The organism is Enhydrobacter sp., from assembly GCF_030246845.1.
Classification (GTDB): Bacteria; Pseudomonadota; Alphaproteobacteria; order Reyranellales; family Reyranellaceae; genus Reyranella.
Genome location: NZ_CP126889.1, coordinates 2,051,458 through 2,071,632 on the forward strand (window position 1 = coordinate 2,051,458; position 20,175 = coordinate 2,071,632).

At 68.3% G+C, this 20,175-nt stretch carries 20 protein-coding genes; 14 read left to right on the forward strand and 6 right to left on the reverse strand.

The features are described from left to right. The first annotated feature begins 95 nt into the window (after window positions 1-95). From OJF58_RS10305 to OJF58_RS10320, 4 genes are all read left to right on the forward strand, one after another. Window positions 96-1,847 carry an ABC transporter permease subunit gene (locus OJF58_RS10305; RefSeq protein WP_300784015.1) on the forward strand — a complete coding sequence of 584 codons (1,752 nt, stop codon included), beginning with the start codon at window positions 96-98 and terminating at the stop codon, window positions 1,845-1,847. 12 nt (window positions 1,848-1,859) lie between these two features. Next, window positions 1,860-3,188 carry a nitrate/sulfonate/bicarbonate ABC transporter ATP-binding protein gene (locus OJF58_RS10310; RefSeq protein ID WP_300784016.1) on the forward strand — a complete coding sequence of 443 codons (1,329 nt, stop codon included), beginning with the start codon at window positions 1,860-1,862 and terminating at the stop codon, window positions 3,186-3,188. A gap of 275 nt (window positions 3,189-3,463) precedes the next feature. Next, on the forward strand, window positions 3,464-3,661 hold the full coding sequence (locus OJF58_RS10315) for a hypothetical protein (RefSeq protein WP_300784018.1): 198 nt from the start codon (window positions 3,464-3,466) through the stop codon (window positions 3,659-3,661). Between the two features lie 76 nt (window positions 3,662-3,737). Continuing rightward, the gene (locus tag OJF58_RS10320) at window positions 3,738-4,514 is read left to right on the forward strand and encodes a sulfite exporter TauE/SafE family protein (RefSeq protein ID WP_300784019.1); all 777 of its coding nucleotides are present in this window, start codon (window positions 3,738-3,740) and stop codon (window positions 4,512-4,514) included. A 37-nt stretch (window positions 4,515-4,551) separates the two neighbouring features. Here the strand turns inward: OJF58_RS10320 and OJF58_RS10325 are convergent, their stop codons facing one another. Together OJF58_RS10325 and OJF58_RS10330 are read right to left on the reverse strand one after the other, a co-directional pair. Then, window positions 4,552-5,016, reverse strand: a complete 465-nt coding sequence (locus OJF58_RS10325; RefSeq protein WP_300784020.1) for a GNAT family N-acetyltransferase — start codon at window positions 5,014-5,016, stop codon at window positions 4,552-4,554. A 51-nt stretch (window positions 5,017-5,067) separates the two neighbouring features. Then, window positions 5,068-6,216: an LLM class flavin-dependent oxidoreductase gene (locus tag OJF58_RS10330; RefSeq protein WP_300784022.1), complete on the reverse strand. Its 1,149-nt coding sequence runs from the start codon at window positions 6,214-6,216 to the stop codon at window positions 5,068-5,070. 165 nt (window positions 6,217-6,381) lie between these two features. On the opposite strand from OJF58_RS10330, the gene OJF58_RS10335 reads away from it, so the two are divergent. Further along, complete coding sequence (locus tag OJF58_RS10335; RefSeq protein WP_300784024.1) at window positions 6,382-7,557, forward strand: YncE family protein; 1,176 nt, start codon at window positions 6,382-6,384, stop codon at window positions 7,555-7,557. A gap of 2 nt (window positions 7,558-7,559) precedes the next feature. On the opposite strand, the gene OJF58_RS10340 is transcribed toward OJF58_RS10335, so the two are convergent. Continuing rightward, on the reverse strand, window positions 7,560-8,771 hold the full coding sequence (locus OJF58_RS10340; protein ID WP_300784026.1) for a CoA transferase: 1,212 nt from the start codon (window positions 8,769-8,771) through the stop codon (window positions 7,560-7,562). Between the two features lie 40 nt (window positions 8,772-8,811). On the opposite strand from OJF58_RS10340, the gene OJF58_RS10345 reads away from it, so the two are divergent. From OJF58_RS10345 to OJF58_RS10355, 3 genes are all read left to right on the forward strand, one after another. Then, window positions 8,812-9,981 carry a hypothetical protein gene (locus OJF58_RS10345; protein WP_300784028.1) on the forward strand — a complete coding sequence of 390 codons (1,170 nt, stop codon included), beginning with the start codon at window positions 8,812-8,814 and terminating at the stop codon, window positions 9,979-9,981. After that, window positions 9,978-10,964 carry an AMP-binding protein gene (locus OJF58_RS10350; RefSeq protein ID WP_300784030.1) on the forward strand — a complete coding sequence of 329 codons (987 nt, stop codon included), beginning with the start codon at window positions 9,978-9,980 and terminating at the stop codon, window positions 10,962-10,964. The genes OJF58_RS10345 and OJF58_RS10350 overlap by 4 nt, the downstream gene beginning before the upstream one ends. Before the next feature lie 112 nt (window positions 10,965-11,076). Further along, window positions 11,077-11,340 carry a hypothetical protein gene (locus tag OJF58_RS10355; protein ID WP_300784032.1) on the forward strand — a complete coding sequence of 88 codons (264 nt, stop codon included), beginning with the start codon at window positions 11,077-11,079 and terminating at the stop codon, window positions 11,338-11,340. Window positions 11,341-11,346: 6 nt separating this feature from the next. Here OJF58_RS10355 and OJF58_RS10360 read toward each other — a convergent pair whose 3' ends face one another. Together OJF58_RS10360 and OJF58_RS10365 are read right to left on the reverse strand one after the other, a co-directional pair. Further along, a complete protein-coding gene (locus OJF58_RS10360) occupies window positions 11,347-12,597 on the reverse strand; it encodes a flavin-dependent oxidoreductase (RefSeq protein ID WP_300784034.1) in 1,251 nt (416 codons plus the stop codon). Further along, window positions 12,594-12,734, reverse strand: a complete 141-nt coding sequence (locus tag OJF58_RS10365; RefSeq protein ID WP_300784036.1) for a hypothetical protein — start codon at window positions 12,732-12,734, stop codon at window positions 12,594-12,596. The genes OJF58_RS10360 and OJF58_RS10365 overlap by 4 nt, the downstream gene beginning before the upstream one ends. A 241-nt stretch (window positions 12,735-12,975) precedes the next feature. Here OJF58_RS10365 and OJF58_RS10370 point away from each other — a divergent pair, with 241 nt between their 5' ends. Continuing rightward, window positions 12,976-14,598, forward strand: a complete 1,623-nt coding sequence (locus OJF58_RS10370; RefSeq protein WP_300784038.1) for a YifB family Mg chelatase-like AAA ATPase — start codon at window positions 12,976-12,978, stop codon at window positions 14,596-14,598. Between the two features lie 2 nt (window positions 14,599-14,600). Here the strand turns inward: OJF58_RS10370 and OJF58_RS10375 are convergent, their stop codons facing one another. Further along, on the reverse strand, window positions 14,601-15,335 hold the full coding sequence (locus OJF58_RS10375; RefSeq protein WP_300785239.1) for an MBL fold metallo-hydrolase: 735 nt from the start codon (window positions 15,333-15,335) through the stop codon (window positions 14,601-14,603). Between the two features lie 56 nt (window positions 15,336-15,391). Between OJF58_RS10375 and OJF58_RS10380 the strand changes: the two genes are divergently transcribed. The 5 genes from OJF58_RS10380 to OJF58_RS10400 all read left to right on the forward strand — a co-directional run bounded on the left by OJF58_RS10380 (window position 15,392) and on the right by OJF58_RS10400 (window position 20,168). Further along, on the forward strand, window positions 15,392-16,408 hold the full coding sequence (locus tag OJF58_RS10380; protein WP_300784040.1) for a phosphonate dehydrogenase: 1,017 nt from the start codon (window positions 15,392-15,394) through the stop codon (window positions 16,406-16,408). Next, on the forward strand, window positions 16,405-17,277 hold the full coding sequence (locus OJF58_RS10385; RefSeq protein WP_300784042.1) for a LysR family transcriptional regulator: 873 nt from the start codon (window positions 16,405-16,407) through the stop codon (window positions 17,275-17,277). The genes OJF58_RS10380 and OJF58_RS10385 overlap by 4 nt, the downstream gene beginning before the upstream one ends. Beyond that, window positions 17,274-17,978 carry a glutamine amidotransferase gene (locus OJF58_RS10390; protein WP_300784044.1) on the forward strand — a complete coding sequence of 235 codons (705 nt, stop codon included), beginning with the start codon at window positions 17,274-17,276 and terminating at the stop codon, window positions 17,976-17,978. Before OJF58_RS10385 ends, OJF58_RS10390 begins: the two co-directional genes overlap by 4 nt. 95 nt (window positions 17,979-18,073) lie before the next feature. Further along, complete coding sequence (locus OJF58_RS10395; protein ID WP_300784046.1) at window positions 18,074-18,883, forward strand: creatininase family protein; 810 nt, start codon at window positions 18,074-18,076, stop codon at window positions 18,881-18,883. 10 nt (window positions 18,884-18,893) lie between these two features. Continuing rightward, window positions 18,894-20,168: a YncE family protein gene (locus OJF58_RS10400; protein WP_300784048.1), complete on the forward strand. Its 1,275-nt coding sequence runs from the start codon at window positions 18,894-18,896 to the stop codon at window positions 20,166-20,168. The last annotated feature ends 7 nt before the right edge of the window (window positions 20,169-20,175 follow it).

Sequence of the window (20,175 nt, forward strand, 5' to 3'; positions counted from 1 at the left end):
AAGCCTGCGGCCCCGTTGCGCTGGCCTGTCATTCGCCCGTCATCTAGCTTTGCGATGGCTGCCCGCAACGGAGATGGGCCCACCGGAAAGAGGCTATGGCTCAACGGGACCTCGAAAAGGTTGGCCGGACTCCGCTGCTCGGGCTGGGCGGCGCGGCGCTGCGGCCGAACGTCTATGACCTTGCGATCTTCGTCCTGATCGCCGCGGCGTTCGTGGCGATGGCGCACGGGGCCAACGAGATTGCGGCGCCGGCGGCCAAGCTCGCGGCCGAGCCGGTGACGCTCGATCCCGCCAACCTGCCCGAATATGCGCTGCGCACGACGCTTCGCATGTTCGCCGCCATCGCCGCGTCGCTCGTCTTCACCTTCGTCGTCGCCACGCTCGCCGCCAAGAGCCGCAAGGCCGAGCTGGTGATCGTGCCGGCGCTCGACATCCTGCAGTCGGTCCCGGTCCTGGGCTTCCTCACCTTCACGGTCGTGTTCTTCCTGCGCCTCTTCCCGAGGAGCGAGCTCGGCGCGGAGTGTGCGGCGGTCTTCGCCATCTTCACCAGCCAGGCCTGGAACATGGCCTTCAGCTTCTACCAGTCGCTGCGCACGGTGCCGGCCGATCTCGACGAGGTGAGCCGCCACTTCCAGCTCTCGCCCTGGCTGAAGTTCTGGCGCCTGGAGGCGCCGTTCGCCGCACCGGGCCTGATCTGGAACACGATGATGTCGATGTCGGGCGGCTGGTTCTTCGTCGTCGCCTCGGAAGCGATCACGGTGGGCGACACCACCGTGAACCTGCCCGGCATCGGCTCGTGGCTGGCCGCCGCCATCGAAGCGCGCGACATCACGGCCGTTGTGCAGGCAGTGATTACCATGGCGGTGGTGATCCTGGCCTACGACCAGCTCCTGTTCCGTCCGATCGTCGCCTGGGCCGACAAGTTCCGCTTCGAGCAGACGGCGTCCCAGCAGCGGCCGCGTTCCTGGGTCTACGACCTGTGGCGGCGCGGCCGGCTGGTGCGTCGGGTGGACTTGGTCACCGCCTGGATCGGCCGAACCATCTCGGTCCTGCCGGTGCGACCCATGCAGCCGTCGCGGCAGGTTGCGGCGCGGACCACGGGGCGGGCGCCCGACATTGTCTGGCGTCTCGTGATGCTGGCGGTCGCGGCCTATGCGGTATGGCGCATCGCCCTCTTCGTCCGCAGCACCCTCGGCTGGAGCGACATCCGGATGGCGGTCGAGATGGGGTTGCTGACGCTGCTGCGCGTGGTGGTGCTGATCGCCGTCGCCAGCGCCGTCTGGGTGCCGATCGGGGTCTGGATCGGCCTCAGGCCGCGCCTGGCGACGCGGGTGCAGCCGCTGGCCCAGTTCCTGGCGGCCTTCCCGGCCAATGTGCTGTTCCCCATCGCCGTGGTGCTGATCGTCTCGCTCCGGCTCGATCCCGATATCTGGCTGAGCCCGCTGATGGTGCTCGGCACGCAGTGGTACATCCTGTTCAACGTGATCGCCGGCGCCAGCGCGTTTCCGACCGACCTGCGCGAGGCCTCGACGCTGTTCCGGCTGCGCACCTGGCAGTGGTGGCGCAAGGTGATCATCCCCGGCATCCTGCCTTACTACGTGACCGGCGCACTCACGGCGACGGGCGGATCGTGGAACGCGAGCATCGTCGCCGAGGTGGCAAGCTGGGGCGACACGAAGCTCAAGGCCGTGGGCCTCGGCTCCTATATCGCCGACGCGACGGCCGTCGCGGACTATCCGCGTGTGGTGCTGGGCATCGTGGTCATGTCGGTGCTGGTGGTGGTATGCAACCGCCTGGTCTGGCGGTCACTCTACCGCCTGGCCGAGCGCCGTTTCCGTCTCGCCTGAAGAGGGTTCGCCATGGATCTGGCCGCCGCTCCCAAAGTCGCCCCGCGCACCGACATGGCGCCGCTGGTCGTGGTCGATCATGTGCGCCAGCTCTACGCCAAGGGCAGCGGCGATCATCTGCTGGTGCTCGACAACGTGAACCTGACGCTGCGCCGCAACGAAATCGTCTCGATCCTTGGCCGTTCGGGCTGCGGCAAGTCCTCGCTGCTGCGCATCATCGCCGGTCTGATGCCCGCGAGCGCCGGCAAGGTGACGATCGGCGGCAGGGTGGTCGACGGCCCGGCCGAGGAAGTCGCCATGGTGTTCCAGACCTTCGCGCTCTTCCCCTGGCTCACCGTGCTCGAGAATGTCGAGATCGGGCTCGAGGCGCAGAAGGTGCCGCCGGCGGAGCGCCAGAAGCGGGCGTTGGCGGCCATCGACCTGATCGGCCTCGACGGCTACGAGAGCGCATACCCCAAGGAGCTGTCGGGCGGCATGCGCCAGCGGGTCGGGCTGGCGCGGGCGCTGGTGGTGCATCCCAAGCTCCTGCTGATGGACGAGCCGTTCTCGGCGCTCGACGTGCTGACGGCCGAGACGCTGCGCACCGACCTGCTCGATCTGTGGACCGAGGGCCGCATGCCGATCTCCTCGATCCTGCTGGTCACCCACAATATCGAGGAGGCGGTGCTGATGAGCGACCGCATCCTCGTCTTCTCCTCCAATCCCGGACGTCTCGTGGCGGAGATCCCGGTCCACCTGCCGATGCCGCGCAACCGTCTCGATCCCGCCTTCCGGCAGATGGTGGACGACATCTATGCGCTGATGACGGCCCGGCCGGTGGGCAAGCCTGCCTACAGCCTGCCCGGCACCGGCATCTCCATGGAGGTTCCGCGCGTGTCGCCCAATCTGCTGGCCGGCCTCATGGAGGCGGTGGCCGGCGAGCCGTTCCACGGCCATGCCGACCTGCCCGCGGTCGCGGGACCCCTGCAGATGGAGATCGATGATCTCTTTCCCGTGGCCGAGGCGCTGCAGCTTCTGCGCTTCGCCGAGGTGGCCGAGGGCGACATCCGCCTCACCGAAGCCGGCCGGCGCTTCGTGCAGCTCGATCCCGACGGCCGCAAGCGGCTGTTCGCCCAGCACGTGCTGGCCTTCGTCCCGCTGGCCCAGCACATCAAGCGCGTGCTCGACGAACGCGATGCTCATGCCGCGCCTGCCAGCCGCTTCCGCGACGAGCTGGAGGACAGCATGTCCGAGGACTACGCCGATCGCACGCTGCGCGCCGTGACGTCATGGGGACGCTACGGCGAACTCTTCGCCTACGACGAGGACAGCGGCGTCTTCAGCCTCGACAACCCGACCTGAACGACCAGATTTTTCCATCCGCGCCGGCCCGCGCATCCGGTCCCTGTCATGCAGCGGCCGAAGTTTGGCAACGTCCATCATTGTCGCGAGGTAAAGACGACGCCATTTCTCTGGCGCCGAAAGGACCATGGCCGAGATGACGATGATCGAAGCTTCTCTCTCCGCCTTCCGCTCACTCTGTCGACGCGGGACATGTTGCCGGCTCGCCTGAACCGGACCGCCCATCGATTGTCTCGCAGGGTCGAAGGCCGGCCTGCGCCGGCAGGAGAAGAGTCATGTCCGAGCCCTATATCGTCGAAGTCTGGGGTGAGGCCGCCGGCATCGTCCTGAAGGAGGGCAACGCCTTCCGTTTTCATGCGCTGGCCCGCCCGTTCTTCGCCCTCGACGGCACGCAGTTCACTACGCCGGGCCAGGCGCGCCTCGCTGCCGCCCGGCTGCAGCCGCGGCGCTTCGACGACAGCATCCTTCATTGAGCCGTCTTCGGCGTCGCCGCCGGTCTTTCCGGCGCCTGCCGATCCGTGCCAGCATGACGACCGACTGGCTCGGCGCATGACTCTCGACCCGATCTACATCGCCCTTGGCGCCTGCGTGGGCTTCATCGTCGGCCTCACGGGGGTCGGCGGTGGCTCGCTGATGACGCCGGCGCTGGTGCTGCTGTTCGGCATCCATCCCGCGACCGCCGTCGGCACCGACCTGCTATATGCCGCCGTGACCAAGGGCGTCGGCTCGCTCGTCCATGGCGCGCGCAGGAACGTCGATCTGCGCGTGGTCGGGTTGCTGGCGCTGGGCAGCGTGCCGACGGCGGCGATCACGCTGCTCTCCCTCTCCCAGCTCGGGCCGAGAAGCGGCCAGGCGGCAAAGGTCATCACCTGCGCGCTGGGGGCGACCTTGCTGATCACGGCCGTCTCGCTGGTCTTCCGACGGAAACTGATGACGATGCGGTTGGCCGAACCGGAACGGAGCGCCGACCGTAGTGCGGCCCTGACCATCCTCACCGGTGCCGTCATCGGCGCTCTCGTGACGCTCTCCTCAGTGGGCGCCGGCGCGATCGGCGTGACCGCCCTGCTTCTGCTGTACCCGTCCTCCTCGGCCTCACGCATCGTCGGCACCGACATCGCCCATGCCGTGCCGCTGACCCTGGTGGCTGGCGCCGGTCACTGGCTGACCGGCTCGGTCGACCCTTCGATGCTGCTATCCCTTGTTACAGGATCGGTGCCGGCGATCGTGGTCGCCAGCTATCTCGCGCCACGCCTGCCCGAGGTCGGGCTGCGCTATCTGCTGGCGCTGGTGCTGGCGATCGCCGGCGGCAAGCTGGTCGTGGCTTAGCTGGGCGCGGGTGCGGTTGTGGCCGGATAAAGACGCCTCACGCCGCATCGACTTTCTTGCTCATGAACACCGTGATGCCGCCCTTGAAGGGCTCTTCGCGATTGACGGCGTATCCGTGCCGGCGATAGAACTCGACGTTTCCGGCGAACCGGGCGTTGGTGTAGAGACGAAGCTCGGGCAGCCGCAGCGAGTGGGCGACGCGCTCGGCCTGGGTCACGAGCAGGCCGCCGTAACCCTGCCGCTGGAAGGACGGCGCAATGGCGACGTTCTCGATCAGGAGATGATCGCCTCCGTCGACCATCTCGACGAGGCCGGCCAGCTCCGCGCCGACAAACAGCAGGTCGACGATATGCTCGCGCACCGCGCGGTCGTAGTCGGCTGCCATGGGCAACGGCTCGCGGCCGATGGCCACGATCCACTTCGCATAGGCCGAGCGCGTCAGGCCGCGGATGCGCGGGGCGTCGGCGGCAAGAGCCCGCCGGATCGACATGTTCGGAGGCAAGAGCTGGTTCATTGACGGCGGCGGGGAAGGCGTCGGTCGCCGACTGCGCGATCAGGCCGGGGCGAAGATGCCGTCCTGGGCGGCATGCTGGCCGCGGGTCTCCGGCGCCGCCTTTTTTGGGCCGGCATAGGCCGGGTCGCGCTGCAATGTCGGCAGGACCTGGTCGGCGAACAGCCGCAGGTTCTTCTCGGCCTCGTGGTGCGGCAGGTTGCCGAACGAGAACTCGGCCACGAGGTGCTCCAGCCCGGTGACGCGCTGCAGTTCGCCGAGCTGCTGCAGGCAGTCGTCGGGCGTGCCGACGATCTGGATCGAGACGTAGAAGTCGGTCGCTTTCTTGAGGTTGGCCGGGTCCTTCAGCTTGGCGTAGGTCTTGGCCGTCTTGCCGTAGGCCTCGTAGCCTTTGACGTTGGCGAGATGGCCGTCGGAGAAATGATAGTGGTCGTCGATCGACTGCCACTTGCGGCCGAGATAGCGGAAGGCCCGCTCCTGCGCCTCCTCGCGCGATTCGGCACAGGAGATGTTGGTCAGGATGATCGGCGGCTTGGGCACGAAGCCGGCCGCCTGCGACATCGTCTGGAACTTCTCGATGTCCTCGCGGCACTTGCTCCACTCGTTCTGCATGATCATCAGCATGCCGAAGCCCAGCCGCGCGATCAGCTCGGCCGACTCGGGGCTGACGGAGCTCGCATAGAAGCGCCGCTCCGGGCGCGACATGGGCCGCGGCCGGATCGACATGCGCGGAATCTGGAAGAAGCGGCCCTGGTGCTCGAAGGTCTCGTTGGCGAGCGCCTTCACCACGATCTCGGCGGCTTCCGCGAAGCGCGGCCGCGCCTCGCCCATGGGAATGCGGAAGCCCTCGTACTCGGTCGAGGCGGCGCCACGGCCGAAGCCGAACAGGCAGCGGCCGCCGCACATGACGTCGAGCAGCGCGATCTGCTCGGCGACGCGCACCGGATCGTGCCAGGGCAGGACGATCACCGCGGTGCCGAGCTGGATGCGCTTGGTGCGGCCGGCGAAGTAGGCGAGGAGCTGGGTCGGCGCGGGCGACATGGCGTAGCCGGTGAAGTGATGCTCCAGCGCCCACAGCGAATCGAAGCCCAGCGGCTCGACGAGATCGCCCAGCGCGAAGTGCTCGTGCACCACCGCGACGTCGGGCCGGCCCTGCTCGTAGAGCATGTTCATGGCGATGCCCACCTTCATGGCGTTCCTCCGGGGTTCGTAGTCGGGACGATTGTTGAGATCGCAAGACCGGCAAGCAAGGGCATTGTCGGCCCGCACAAATGTGTGAGGTCGATTGCCCTCCGGCGTCGGGCGGCTCATGATCGCGCCACAACCATAAGTTCGACCGACGGGAGGAGTGATATCATGCGTGTCACTGCTTCGTTCCTGGTGTTTCTCGGCGTCGCGTCCCTTATGTCCATTTCCGGCACCGCCCCGAGCCGGGCCGATCCGTTGCTGATCGTGGGCAATGACGAGAAGCTCACCTGGGATGCCCAGGGCAAGGGGGTGCTGGCGCCTGGCGGCAAGGATTCGGTGGTGATCCTCGATCTCGCCAATCCCGAGGAGCCCAGGATCGTGGCCAACCTGCCGCTCAAGAACTCGGTCGTCGGACCGCCGGTGAACGTCGCGATCGATCCCACCAACTCGGTCGCGCTCGTGGCCGACTCGGTCGACGTCGTGAAGGACGGCGACAAGCTGAAGCAGGTGCCGGACGACAAAATCTACGTCATCGACCTCAAGGCCAAGCCATCCAAGCTCGCGGCCACGGTGACGGTCGGCAAGCAGCCGTCGGGGCTGAGCTTCAGCCCCTCGGGCACGCTCGCACTGGTCGCCAACCGCGCCAGCAAGTCGATCGGCGTGCTCTCGGTCAAGGGCACCGACGTGAAGGTGATCGACACGGTCGATATGGACGACATCGTGAGCCACGTGGTGTTCACGCCGGACGGCAAGCGGGCGCTCGCCACCAAGTTCAACGCCCACAAGGTGTCGCTGCTCACTGTCGATGGCGACAAGGTCAGCTACACCAAGCGCGACCTGCCGACTGGGCAATGGCCCTACAACGTGGCGGTCGCCCCCGACGGCAAGATCGCGCTCACCGCCGACAATGGCGACGCGGGCTCGTCGGACGGCAGCGTCGACACGGTGAGCGTGGTCGATCTCGCGCTCGATCCGCCTCGCATCGTCGATCGCGTCGTGGTGGGCGATGGGCCGGAGGGGCTCGCGATCTCGCCCAAGGGCGACGTCGCCGCCGCCATCATCCTGGCCGGCTCGAACAATCCCAGCGCCTATTTCCACAAGAAGAACGGCAGCGTGTCGGTGCTGGGGATCGCCGGCGGCAAGGTCACCAAGGTGGGCGATGTCGAGGTGGGCGGCCTGCCGGAGGGAACGGCCTTCACGCCGGACGGCAAATATCTGCTGGTCGGCAACTACCTCGACCAGGATCTCTCGATCCTGAAGGTCGATGGCACCACGATCACCGACACCGGCAAGCGCTTCAAGCTGCCGGGCCACCCGGCGTCAGTCAGGATGAGCGTGCACTGATCTCAGCCCAGCGCGCCGCTCTTGCGCAGGCGGTCGATCTCGCCCGTGCCGTAACCGAGCTCGGCCAGGATCTTGTCGGTGTGCTGGCCGTGCGCCGGCGCCGGGCCGGGAACATTCGGGGCCGGCGCAAACGAGAGCCGGATGGGCGCCGAGATGGTGCGTGGCATCTCGGCCACGGCGCTCTTCACGATCGCGCCGTTGGCGACGGCCTGCTCGTCGTCCGGCACGTCGCGCAGCACGCCCAGCAGGCCGAAGGTGACCTCGTGGCGGCGCAGGCGGGTGCGCCATTCGGGCCAGGGCCGGGAGGCGAAGATCGGGTCGAGAAGGGCCGCCAATTCGGGCGCATGGGCGCGCCGCAGCTCGGTCGTCTGAAAACGCGGATCGTCCAGCAGATCCTCGCGCTCCATCGCCTTGCAGAGCTCGGGCCAGAGCTTCTCCTCGCGCACGATCGTGAGCTGGATCCAGCGGCCGTCCGACGTCCGGTACTGATTGGCGAGCGCGCTCCTGGGCTTGGTGCGCGGCGGCCGTGGCGCCACGAACGCGCCGAGCAGCGCGCCCTGCGCCAGCATGGCGTTGGACCACAATCCGCCCGCCAGCAGGGACGTCGAGACTTCGCTGCCCTTGCCGGTGCGCTCGCGATGCAGCAGCGCCATGCTGATGGCGGCAAAGAGGTTCATGCCGACCATCTGGTCGCCCTGCGCCGGCAGCGAGAAGGCAGGTGGCCCGCCGTCATAGGTGAGCGCATCGAGCAGGCCCGAGCGGGCGAAGAAGGCGGTCGAGTCGAAACCCGGTTGCTCGGCGTCCGGACCCTGCTCGCCATAGCCGGTCATCGAGGCGTAGATCAGGCGTGGGTTGAGGGGCGCCACGTCGGCGTAGCGCATCCTGAGACGCTCGCGCACCTTGAGCGGGAAGTTCACGACCATCACGTCGGCCGTCTTCACGAGGCGATCGAAGACGGCGCGGCCCTCGGCGTGCTTGAGGTCGAGCACCATCGCGCGCTTGTTGCGGTTCACGAGGTGCCAGCAGAAGTTCACCGGATGCTGCGGGATCGAATGCGCCTGGCCGAGCTTGCGCTGCGGATCGCCCTCGCCCGGCGGCTCGATCTTGATCACCTCCGCGCCGTAATCGCCCATCACCGTGGTGGCGACCGGACCGGCAATGAAGCTCGCCAGATCGAGCACGCGAAGTCCTGTCAGCGGCAGAGGCCCGCCCATTGATGTTTTCCTCCTGAACCCGTACAGCCGACCCTACCCTATGGCGGCAACCAGACGAAATCTCGGGATCGCGGCGGGGCTGGCTCTCCTGCTGGCCGTCGGCGCGACGATTCTGCCGTCGACGGGCCTGGTCTGCGGTCTCGCGGCCCTGCTGGGGCTGGGCGGCGTCGTTCTGCTGCGCGGCAATGGCTGGCGCAGCGGGGCGCTGCTGATCGCGGCGCTGGCGCTGGCGGCCGGGCTGCTCGATCTCCTTGCCGGTCTCGTCTCGCCCGAGGCGCATGGGGCCGGCCTCGTGACGACCTACAAGCCGAAGGACTGGACCGTACCCGATCCCGATCTTGGCTTTCGTCCGCGGCCCGATTCCAAGGTCGCCGTCACGGCCACCTATGGCGCGCAGACGGTGTTCGACGTCACCTACACCATCACGCCGCGCGGCACGCGAATCCCGCCGCCTGCGCCGCCCGGCGCCGACACCTATGTCTTCGTAGGTGACTCCTTCATGTTCGGCCACGGCCTCGACGATGACCAGACGCTGCCGGCGCAGTTCGCGCGGGAGGCCGATTTCAAGGTGCGGATCGTCAACTTCTCGGCGCCGTCCTATGGGCCGAACCAGTTCGTGCGCCTGCTCGAGGCAGGCCGGCTCGACTGGCTGAAAGGCCAGCCGATCAAGGCGGTGGTGAGCTGGATCATCCCGCCGCATCTGGCGCGCGTCACCGGGGACGAGCCGTGGCTTGGCCGCTCGCCGCGCTACGTGCTGGAAAACGGCGTGCCGCGCTTCACCGGCTCGTTCGATCATTATCGCTGGACGCACCCCGTGGCGGGGCTGCAGCACTTTGCCCGGGACCACTTTCCCTTCGTCGCTGCGATCGGCATCGGCCAGCGCCAGGAGCGGCAGGGAGCGCTGTTCACCGCGCTCATGCTGCGCCTGCAGCAGCTTGCCCGGCAGAAGTTCGACGCCCCGCTGCTGGTGCTTTATTCCTGGCCCGACGAGCGGTCGCGGCCGGGTTTCGACAACAACACGGCCAACCAGCTGATGCTGGTCTCGGTGCTGAAAGGGCTGCGCGACCGCGGCCTCCACCTCATGGCTGTCAACGATCTGATGAGCGGTCTGCCGTCGGCGAAGATCACCATTGCCCACGACGGCCATCCCACCGCCTTCGCCGATCGGCTGGTGGCGGCCGAGCTGAAGAGGCGGCTGATCGGACCGTGAGCAAGCGAGCGCCTTTCGCGCTCAGGATCGAGCGCCGAGCCAATGGCGTGCTGCTGCTGTCGGCCGATCGCGCGCTTGCTCGCGACTATCCGTTGCCGATCGACGACCTTCGGCACGCGGCCGAGCGGCGGCCGCGTGCTCCTTTCCGCGCCCAGCGGCTCAGCCATGCGGGAGCCTGGGCGAGAACCGGCGCCATCGCTTCCTGGCTGATCGCGCAGGGTTATGGGCCGGAAAGCGCGCCGGCTGCGATCCTGTCCGGCGACAGCCTCGAGCAGGCGCTCTTTCGGCTCGGCGCAGCCCGAGCCGGCCTGGCGGTCGCGCTGCTTTCGCCCGGCGACTCGCCGTCGGACGACCCGGGTCGCCTGGACGAGGCGCTTGATGTCGTGCAGCCGACGCTGGTCTTTGCGCAGGATTCCGGCGAGCGCGCTCGGATGCTCGACCGCGCTGCGACGGGCGGCGCGCAGATCGTGACGGTGGATGGCCGGCGCGGCCTCGCCTATGGCGCGCTCGCCAACTGCCCGGTCGATGCCGCCGTGGCCGAGCGACAGCTGCACATCACCGCGGACACACCGGCCAGCATCCTGTGCGCTTCGGATTCGGCTGGAGTGCTCAAGGCGGTCGTGAACACGCACGGCAATCTCGCCGCGGCGGCCGCGATGGAGCGCACCGCGCGAGCGCTGCTTCGAGCGGACGCTGGCGCCGCCGTATGGGGCATGGCGGAGACGGCCGGCGTCGGCTTCGCGCGCGGCCTGCCGCTGCCGGGTCTTTGCGCCAAGCTCGTGCCGATGGCCGATCGCTACGAGCTGCGCGTCAAGGGGCCGAACGTGACGCCGGGCTACTATCGGAACGCCGAAGCGACGCGCACCGCTTTCGATGAAGCCGGCTTCTTCAAGACCGGCCATGCCGCGCGCTGGATCGATCCGGCGGTTCCGGAGAGGGGCCTTGCCTTCGATGCCGTTTCAGCCCGGTTGCAATCCGGATGACACTTCTTCTGCAAATGCCGCTTCGACGTTTACAGCGCACCACCGGCAAGGGATGTTGCGCCACGGGTCTGGGAGCCCGCAGACGGAGAGGAGACGACAGATGACGAAGTCGATGCTGGTCACGGCCTCTGCCCTTGCTTGCGTTCTTGCGGCGTCCGCGTTCGCACAGACCTCGACCGCGCCGGCCGCGGCGCCCTCGTGCAAGGCGCAAGCCGCGGACAAGAAGCTGGCCGGCGCCGCACTCACGAGCTTCATGAAGAAATGCGAAAGCGATGCCACGAAAGCGTGCGACACCGCCGCCGCCGACAAGAAGCTGGCTGGCGCGGCCAAGACGAGCTTCACCAAGAAGTGCGTGTCGACCGCCGTCGGTAGCTGATCGCAGCTACACGAAGCTCGGTCGGCGGCGCAGCGTCTCGCGATCGAAGCCGGATACTTTGCGGTAGCGGTCCAGGATCGCCTGCAGCTCGGCGGTCGAGATCACGTCCTCGATGCGCTCGAACGGTCGCCCGCCGGAGCGCTGCCACACCTCGCGCAGGATCGAATCGGGCGGGTTGGTGCGGTTGGTCAGCACGACCTGCGCGGTGGCGGGATTGCGCACAGCCTCATACTCGACGAGCGCCCCGGGCGTCGCGCCGCGCTTCTTGATCTGCCCGGCGAGGCAACGCGCGTCGATGATGGCCTGGCTCGCGCCGTTGGAGCCGCGCGGATACATCGGATGGGCGGCGTCGCCCAGAAGTGTGACGCGACCGAAGCTCCAGCGCTCCAGCGGATCGCGATCGACCATCGGATATTCCAGGATCTCCTCCGTGCTCTCGATCATGCCGCTGACGTCGAGCCAATCGAAGGTGAGGCCGGCGAAGGCCGGCATCATGTCGGACAATCGCCCGCGGCCGGTCCAGTCCTGGCGCGCCACCTGCGGTCGCTCGAGCTCGGCGACCCAGTTGATCAGCGGCCGGCCGTCGGTCTCCGAGGTGCCGCGGCGGATCGGGTAGATCACCGTCTTGCCGACGGTCAGCCAGCCGGTCGAGACCATGATGTCGCCGCCCAGAAAGGCGGGCCAGGGCGTGGCGCCGCGCCACATGTTGACGCCGGAGTATCTGGGCGGCCCTTCGTTCGGATAGAGCTGGCGGCGCACGGCTGAGTGGATGCCGTCGGCGCCGATGGCGATCCGGCCGCGATACGCGGCGCCATTGTCGCAATGGAGGATGACGGCGCCGGGCTCCTGCTCGAGGCGGAGACAGCGGTGGCCGAGCTGCAGGGCGTCGTCGCCCAGCCGCTCATGCGTCGCCGCGAGCAGTACCTCGTGCAGATCGGCGCGGTGGATCGAGAGCTGCGCCCAGTCGTAGCCGGCGAAGCGGCCGCGCGGCTCCTTGTGGATGAACTGGCCGTGACGGCTGTAGTAGCGGAGCTCGCGCGTCTCGATGGCGTGCCGGGCAAGCTCGTCGGCCAGGCCCAGCTCGGAAAGCTCGCGCATGGCGTGCGGCAGCAGGTTGATGCCTACGCCGAGCGGCAGGAGCTGCGGCGCGGCCTCGAAGACACGGCAGGAAATGCCGGCCTGGTGGAGGCTGAGCGCCAGCACCAGTCCGCCGATGCCGCCGCCTACGATCAGGATATCGGGAGAGGAGTCGCTCATTCGGGCTTGGTCCCGCGCCTCGCGATGATCTCGGTCCAGCGGTCGGCCAGCTCAGCCGGACTCGGTGTGAGGATATCGACAAGCCGCTTGTCCAGGCGCGCCACGATCTCCGTCGGCGCACCGTTGGGTGCGATCATGTCGGAACCGCCTGCAGGCGCATAGGGCACGATCAAGCGGATCGGCTGTTCCGGCCAGGCAAGGGCGGTTCCGATCGCGAAGGGCCAAGGCCACAGGCCGGCCAAGACGGGACCAATCAGTCGACGTCGCATGGCCGTCATTGAACCAAAGAGAAGGTCGATAGTCGATACAACCTATACGAGCTTTACTTATGGTGTATGCGTTCTATACTTGTTCCCGTCGAGAGGCCGGAGAACGGGCATGCAGGCGAAGGTGCGGACGGTGGCGTTTCAGGGTGTGGATGTGCTGCCGATCGATGTCCAGGTGATGATCGCGCCGGGACAGCTCGCCTTCACCGTGGTCGGTCTTGCAGACAAGGCGGTCGGCGAGAGTCGGGAGCGGGTGCGGGCGGCCTTGCGCGCCTTGGGGTTGGCCCTGCCGCCGCAACGCATCACGGTCAATCTCTCGCCGGCCGACCTCGCCAAGGAGGGCAGCCACTACGACCTGCCGATCGCGCTCGGGCTCCTGGTGGCGATGGGGGTGGTGACCCGAGAGAGCGTGGCGGGCTTCGTTGCATTGGGCGAGCTTGCGCTCGATGGCTCCCTGACGCGCGTGCCGGGCGTGCTGCCGGCCGCCATTGCTGCGGCGTCGACCGGACGCGGCATCATCTGTCCGGCCGCCTGCGGCGGCGAGGCTGCCTGGGGCGGCTTCCAGCCAGCGGACGATCCCGATCGGCCGCCGGTGCTCGCCGCGCCCACCCTGCTGGCGCTGATCAACCAACTGCGCGGCCAGCAGACCCTGCCGGCGCCGCAGGCGCTCGTGTCCGAGGACGAGGTCTCTTACCCCGATCTCGCCGAGATCAAGGGCCAGGAGACGGCCAAGCGCGTGCTCGAGATCGCGGCGGCTGGCGGCCACAATCTCCTGATGATTGGCCCACCCGGTTCGGGCAAGTCGATGCTGGCGGCGCGCCTGCCGGGCCTCCTGCCGCCGCTCGAGGCGGAGGAGGCGCTGGAAGCGACGATGCTGCGTTCGCTGGCGGGCGAGACGGGCGACGGAAGGCTGTCGCGAAGGCGCGCCTTTCGCGATCCGCATCATTCGGCGACCCTGCAGGCCCTGGTGGGCGGTGGGGCGCGCGCCAAACCGGGCGAGGTGTCGCTCGCCCATCATGGTGTGCTGTTCCTCGACGAGTTGCCGGAATTCAGCCGCGCCACCCTCGAGGCGTTGCGCCAGCCGATCGAGACCGGTCGCATCACTGTCGCCCGCGCGGCGGCGCACGTCACCTATCCGGCCCGCTTCCAGCTCGTGGCGGCAATGAATCCCTGCCGCTGCGGGCATCTCATGGAAGCCGGGCGCGGCTGCGGACGGGCGCCGCGCTGCGGCATCGACTACCAGGCCAAGCTCTCGGGGCCGCTGCTCGATCGCATCGATCTCTGCATCGACGTGCCGCCGGTCGACGCGGCCGATCTGGCGCTGCCGCCGCCGGCGGAAAGCTCGGCCGACGTGGCGGCCCGGGTCGCCGTGGCGCGCGCCGTCCAGCGCGACCGCCTGACGGCGCTCGACCGGAAGGGCAAGCTGGTCGAGATCGAGAGCGAGCCCAGCGCCGGCCTCCTGTCGGAGCGGGCCCGCCATTGGAGCAAGCCGCGCTGCAATGCCGATACCGACGGTGCGTTGCTCGCGGCCATCGCCGAGCCGGATGCCGAAGGACGTGCCTTGCTGACGCGTGCTGCCGAACGGCTGGGCCTCTCGGCGCGCGCCTGGCACCGCACGCTGCGGGTGGCACGCACGCTCGCCGATCTCGACGGCTCGGATGCCGTGCGCCGCCTGCATGTCGCCGAGGCGCTGTCCTATCGCCGTGCCGAGGCGCGGCCGGCGCTGGCGGCGTAGCGTCAGATCGAGACCACCATGCCGTCCTCGGCGGCTTCGCAGGCGAACGCCTCGCGACAGCCAAGCATGTCGGGGCTCATATGGGTCAGGATCACGCGTCTGGCGCCGATCGCCGGCAGGTGCGCGACGAGCGTCTCATAGTCGAGGTGGAACTTGACCTTCTTGTCCCTGAAATAGGCCTCGGCGACAAAGAGATCCGCACCGCGCGCCGCGTCGCCCAGCGCCTCGACCCATTCGGTGTCGCCCGAGTAGCAGATGACCTTGCCGTCGACGCCGATACGCAAGGCGAAGGGCGGCGCGCCGCAGGGATGCTTCATGAGATAAGGCGTCACGTCGGCGCCCTCGATGTTGCTGGTTTCGCCTACCTGCATCTCGCGGACCTCGAGGGTGAAGCGCCGCTCGACCCTGCTCGAGCCGGGAAAAAACGTCTCCATCGCGGCCGCCAGACGGGTCCCGAGGCCGGGCGGCCCGGCGACGACCAGCGGTGTGGTGCGCCGGCTGACGAGCTGCGCGTCGAGGATGAAAAACGGCAGGCCGCCGAAATGATCGCCGTGCAGATGCGAGACCATGACGGCGCGAATCTCGTTGGGATCGACGCCGAACTTGCGCAGCGCGACCATCGAGGACGCACCGCAGTCGATCAGGAAGGCGCCTTGCCGGTCGCGCACCAGGAAGCAGGTGTTGAAGCGTCCGCCGCTGCCGAACGCGTCGCCCGAGCCCAGAAACTGCAACTCCATGGCCATTTCCTTGTATTGCGATATATAATATAAGGTATCAAAGATCACGTTATCAGATGATGCCGAAGATCGTTCTGTCAAGCTGGGTCCATCCAGAGGTGATCGCCTTCCTGGCGGGCGCCGCGGAGGTAGTGCCGCACCAGGAGCGCGATGCCCTTCCGGCCGACGAGCTCGGGCGCCGTTGCCGTGATGCGCAGGGGCTGATGGCCTTCATGTCGGATCGCATCGACGAGGGGTTCTTGCGAGCGTGTCCGGATCTCAAGGTCATCGCCTGCGCCCTGAAGGGCTACGACAATTTCGATGTCGCGGCCTGCGAGCGGCAGGGCGTGTGGCTCACCATCGTGCCGGACCGGCTGACACTCCCAACCGCGGAACTCGCGATCGGCCTGATGATCGGCCTCGCCCGCAACATCCTGCCGGGCGACAGGCTGGTCCGGTCCGGCCGGTTCCGTGGCTGGCGGCCGGTCCTGTACGGTCGCGGACTCGACGGCAGCACGGTCGGCCTGATCGGCGTCGGCGCCGTGGGCAAGGCCGTGGCGCGGCGGCTCGCCGGCTTCCAGACGACGCTGCTCTATACCGACCGCGTGCCGCTCTCGCCCGACCAGGAAGATGCATTGCGCTTGCATTGCGTCTCGCGCGACGAGCTTCTGCGGCGAAGCGACTTCGTTCTCCTGGGCCTGCCGCTTGCCGCCGACACGCGCGGCCTGGTCGATGCGCGTTTCCTCGAGCGCCTCAAGCGTGGCGCCTGCCTGATCAACATTGCACGTGGCTCGCTCGTCGACGAGACGGCGGTCGCGGACGCGCTCGAAAGCGGGGCGCTGGGCGGCTACGCGGCCGACGTCTTCGCCTTCGAAGATTGGGCAATCGAAGGTCGCCCGGCTGGCCTCGACGAGAGGCTGCGCACGGCGCAGGACAGGACGCTCTTCACCCCGCATCTCGGCTCCGCGGTCGACGACGTCCGGCGCGACATCGCCTTGCAAGCCGCGGCGAGCCTGCTCGATGCGTTGCGCGGCCAGGTTCCGGCCGGGGCCGTGAACCGGCCGTCGGCGGCGCGCGGTATCGTTGTGCCATGATCGATCTGGAACAGGTCCGCACCTTCGTCACCGTCATCGAGGCCGGCTCCTTCCAGAGCGCCGCGACGCGGCGGGGCATCGCCCAGCCCACTGTCTCGCAACATGTCCGGAAGCTCGAGGATGCGCTCGGCCGCCGCCTGGTCGCGCGGTCGCGCACGCAGGCCAGTCCGACCCCGGAAGGAACCCGCTTCCTTCCCTTTGCCCGCGCCCTGCTGCGGCTCGCGGCCCGCGCCGAGGCGAGCCTCGCGGGCGGCGGACTGGCCATCGGCGCCAGCAGCAACATCGGCATCTACCTTCTCCAGCCGTTCGTCAGCGCCTTTGGCCCACAGGTTTCCGACCTTGGCCCGATCGACATCCGGATCGGCTCCAACCCCGAGACGGCACGCCGCCTCGAGGAAGCCGAGATCGACATCGCGCTCATGGAGTGGTGGGATGGCCGGCCCGGTTTCGACGCCGCCGTGTGGCGCGATGAGCCGGTCGTGGTCATCGTTCCGCCCGGCCATCCGTGGGCGCGCCGCCAGTGGATCGACAAGACGATGCTGATGGACGCCTCCTTGATCGGCGGCGAGCCCGGCACCGGCACGGCGCGGCTGCTGCAGGAGCGACTGGGCATCGATGCCGCCCGGCTCAAGACCAGCCTCCAGCTCGGCAGCACCGAGGCGGTGAAGCAGGCCGTGCGTGCAGGCCTCGGCGTCTCTGTGACGCTCGCGAGCGCCGTCCACGAAGAGATCGCCGCCGGCCAGCTCGCGGCCGCCCGACTGCGCGGCGGCCGGCTCTCCAAGCCGCTCTATTCGATCGTTCCCGACCATGCGCTGCCGCGCAGTGCCGCCCGCCGGTTCGCGGCGTTCTTGCAGGGCAAGGCGGCATGAAGCGCGCTGTCGCCCTGCGCCATCTCGCCTTCGAGGACCTCGGGCTCCTGACGGACGTGCTGTCGGCCGAACAGTACGAGGTGAGCTACCGCGAGGCCGGCGTGGACGGGCTCTGCGACCTTCGACTCGCTCCCGAAGATTTGCTGGTCGTATTGGGCGGCCCGATCAGCGCCTGCGACGACCGTCGCTATCCCTTCCTGATCGAGGAACTCCGCTTGATCGAGCAGAGCCTGCGGCGCGACGTGCCGGTGCTGGGCATTTGCTTGGGGGCGCAGCTCCTCGCTCGGGCGCTCGGCGCGCGCGTCTACGCCGGATCGGCCAAGGAGATCGGCTTCGCGCCTGTCACGCTGACGGCGGACGGACGGGCGAGTTGCCTGGCGATCCTCGAGCGCGAGGCGAGCCCGGCATTGCATTGGCATGGCGACACCTTCGACCTCCCCGCCGGCAGCCATCGCCTGGCGTCGACCGATATCACGCCCAACCAGGCGTTCGGCCTCGGCGCTCGCCTGCTCGGTCTGCAGTTCCATCTCGAGGCCGACCTTTCGCGGTTCGAACGCTGGTTGATCGGACATACAGGGGAGCTCGCGGCCGAGGGGATCGATGTCGGCCGCTTGCGCGCCGACGGCTGCAGACACGCGGCGTTGCTGACCCGTTCCGGACGCGCGGTGCTGGGGAGCTGGATTGGCCATCTGCGGCCCTGAACGAGCGCGCTCGTATCGCAGGGTCGGGCAACGACCGGCACTGGCGGCCCGGAAGGCGATAGCGTAGAAGGCTGTCCGCCCGAGGAGAGGCGTTGATGCGCGCTGCGTTCGGCTTGGTGATTTTTCTCGCCTTCTGTCTCGGCGCCGGCGCTCCGGCCGCGCGGGCCGCGCTGCCCAGCCCCTATCTCGAAGAGCTGACCTGGACCGAGCTGCGCGACGCGCTGGCGGCCGGGACCACGACCGTCATCGTGCCGGTCGGCGGCACCGAGCAAAGCGGCCCCCATCTCGCGCTCGGCAAGCACAATGCCCGGGTGAAGGTGCTGGCCGGCCGCATCGCCACGCGCCTGGGAGACACGCTGGTGGCGCCGGTGGTGGCTTACGTACCGGAGGGTAGTATTTCGCCGCCTACCGGCCATATGCGCTTTCCCGGCACGATCTCGGTGTCCGCGACGGCGTTCAAGGGCGTGCTCGAAGGCGCGGCGGAGAGTCTCAAGCGGGCCGGGTTCACGCACATCGTGCTGATCGGCGATCATGGCGGCTATCAGACGCTGCTCAAGGAAGTGGCCGACCATTTGAACCATTTGTGGACCGCAAGCGGCGCCCGGGCGCATTTCATCGCGGCTTACTACGGTGCCGCTCAAACGGCCTATGTGCGGGCGCTGCGGGCCAAGGGCCTGAGCGATGCGGAGATCGGTACCCATGCCGGGCTCGCCGACACCTCGCTGGAGCTTGCCACCGATCCGGCGATGGTGCGGCTCGACCGCCTTGCCGCGGCGCAGGGGGCGAAGAGCGGCGTTGCCGGCGATCCGCGGCGGGCCAGCGCCGCGCTCGGCCAGCTTGGTGTCGACCTCATCGTCGACGAGACTGTGACGGCGATCAGAAAGGCGCGGCTGGATAAGCAGTGAATCCATGAAAATGAAACGTCTTGTTGCCCTCCCCGCCCTGGCGGTCGTCTTGGCGGGATGGTGGGCCGCGGCACAAACGAGCCCGCAAGCGCCCGCCGCCGCCCAGCCGATCGTCACCATCCCGGGCATGCCGCCGGTGATCGACCCGAGCAACCTCTACAGCGAGACCGCGGCCGACAAGATGAGTCCCGCGGTCGAAGGCGCGCTGCCGCGCATCTATGTTCCCAACCGCCGCGGCAACAACGTGACCGTGATCGATCCGGCGACCCTGCAGGTCGTCGACACCTTCAAGGTGGGCATCAACCCGCAGCATGTGGTGCCGTCATGGGATCTCAGGACGCTGTGGGTCGCCAACAACGCCGAGGGCCGCACCGACGGCAGCCTGACGCCGGTCGATCCGCTGACCGGCAAGCCGGGCGAGCCGGTCGCGGTCGACGATCCCTACAACCTCTATTGGACGCCCGATGGCCGCTACGCGATCGTCGTCGCCGAGGAGTACCGGCGGCTCGACTTCCGCGATCCGCGGACGATGAAGCTCGAGTTCTCGATCCCAGTGCCCAAATGCGGCGGCGTCAACCATGCCGATTTCTCGATCGACGGCACCTATGCGCTCTTCACCTGCGAGTTCGACGGTGCCGTCACCAAGATCGACATGGTGAACCACAGCGTCATCGGTACGCTGGTGCTGACGCCGTTCTACCAGCGTCCCGACGTCGTCGCGCAGCTCGAGGTGTTCGAGAAGAAGCCAGCGATCGTGAGCGACTCGCTGGAGCTGGGCGGTGCCATCTGCGCCTCGCGCGGCATGCCCCAGGACGTTCGCATCTCGCCCGACGGCAGGCTGTTCTACGTCGCGGACATGCTGGCCGACGGCGTGCACATCGTCGACGGCGTCTCGTTCCGCCAGGTCGGCTTCATCCCGACCGGCATCGGCGCACATGGGCTCTATCCCAGCCGCGACGGCAAGCTCCTTTATGTCGCCAACCGCGGCAGCAACAAGATGCTGGGGCCGCGCCACGGCAAGGGCAGCGTGTCGGTGATCGACTTCGCGACGCAGGAGGTGGTGGCCAACTGGCCGATCCCCGGCGGCGGCAGCCCGGACATGGGCAACGTCTCGGCCGACGGCAAATATCTCTGGCTGTCGGGCCGGTTCGACAATGTGGTCTATCGTTTCGATACCGCGACCGGCGCTGTCGACCAGGTCAAGGTCGGCCGCGAGCCGCACGGGCTCGCCGTCTGGCCACTGCCCGGCCGCTACTCGCTCGGGCATACCGGCAACATGCGCTGACGATCCG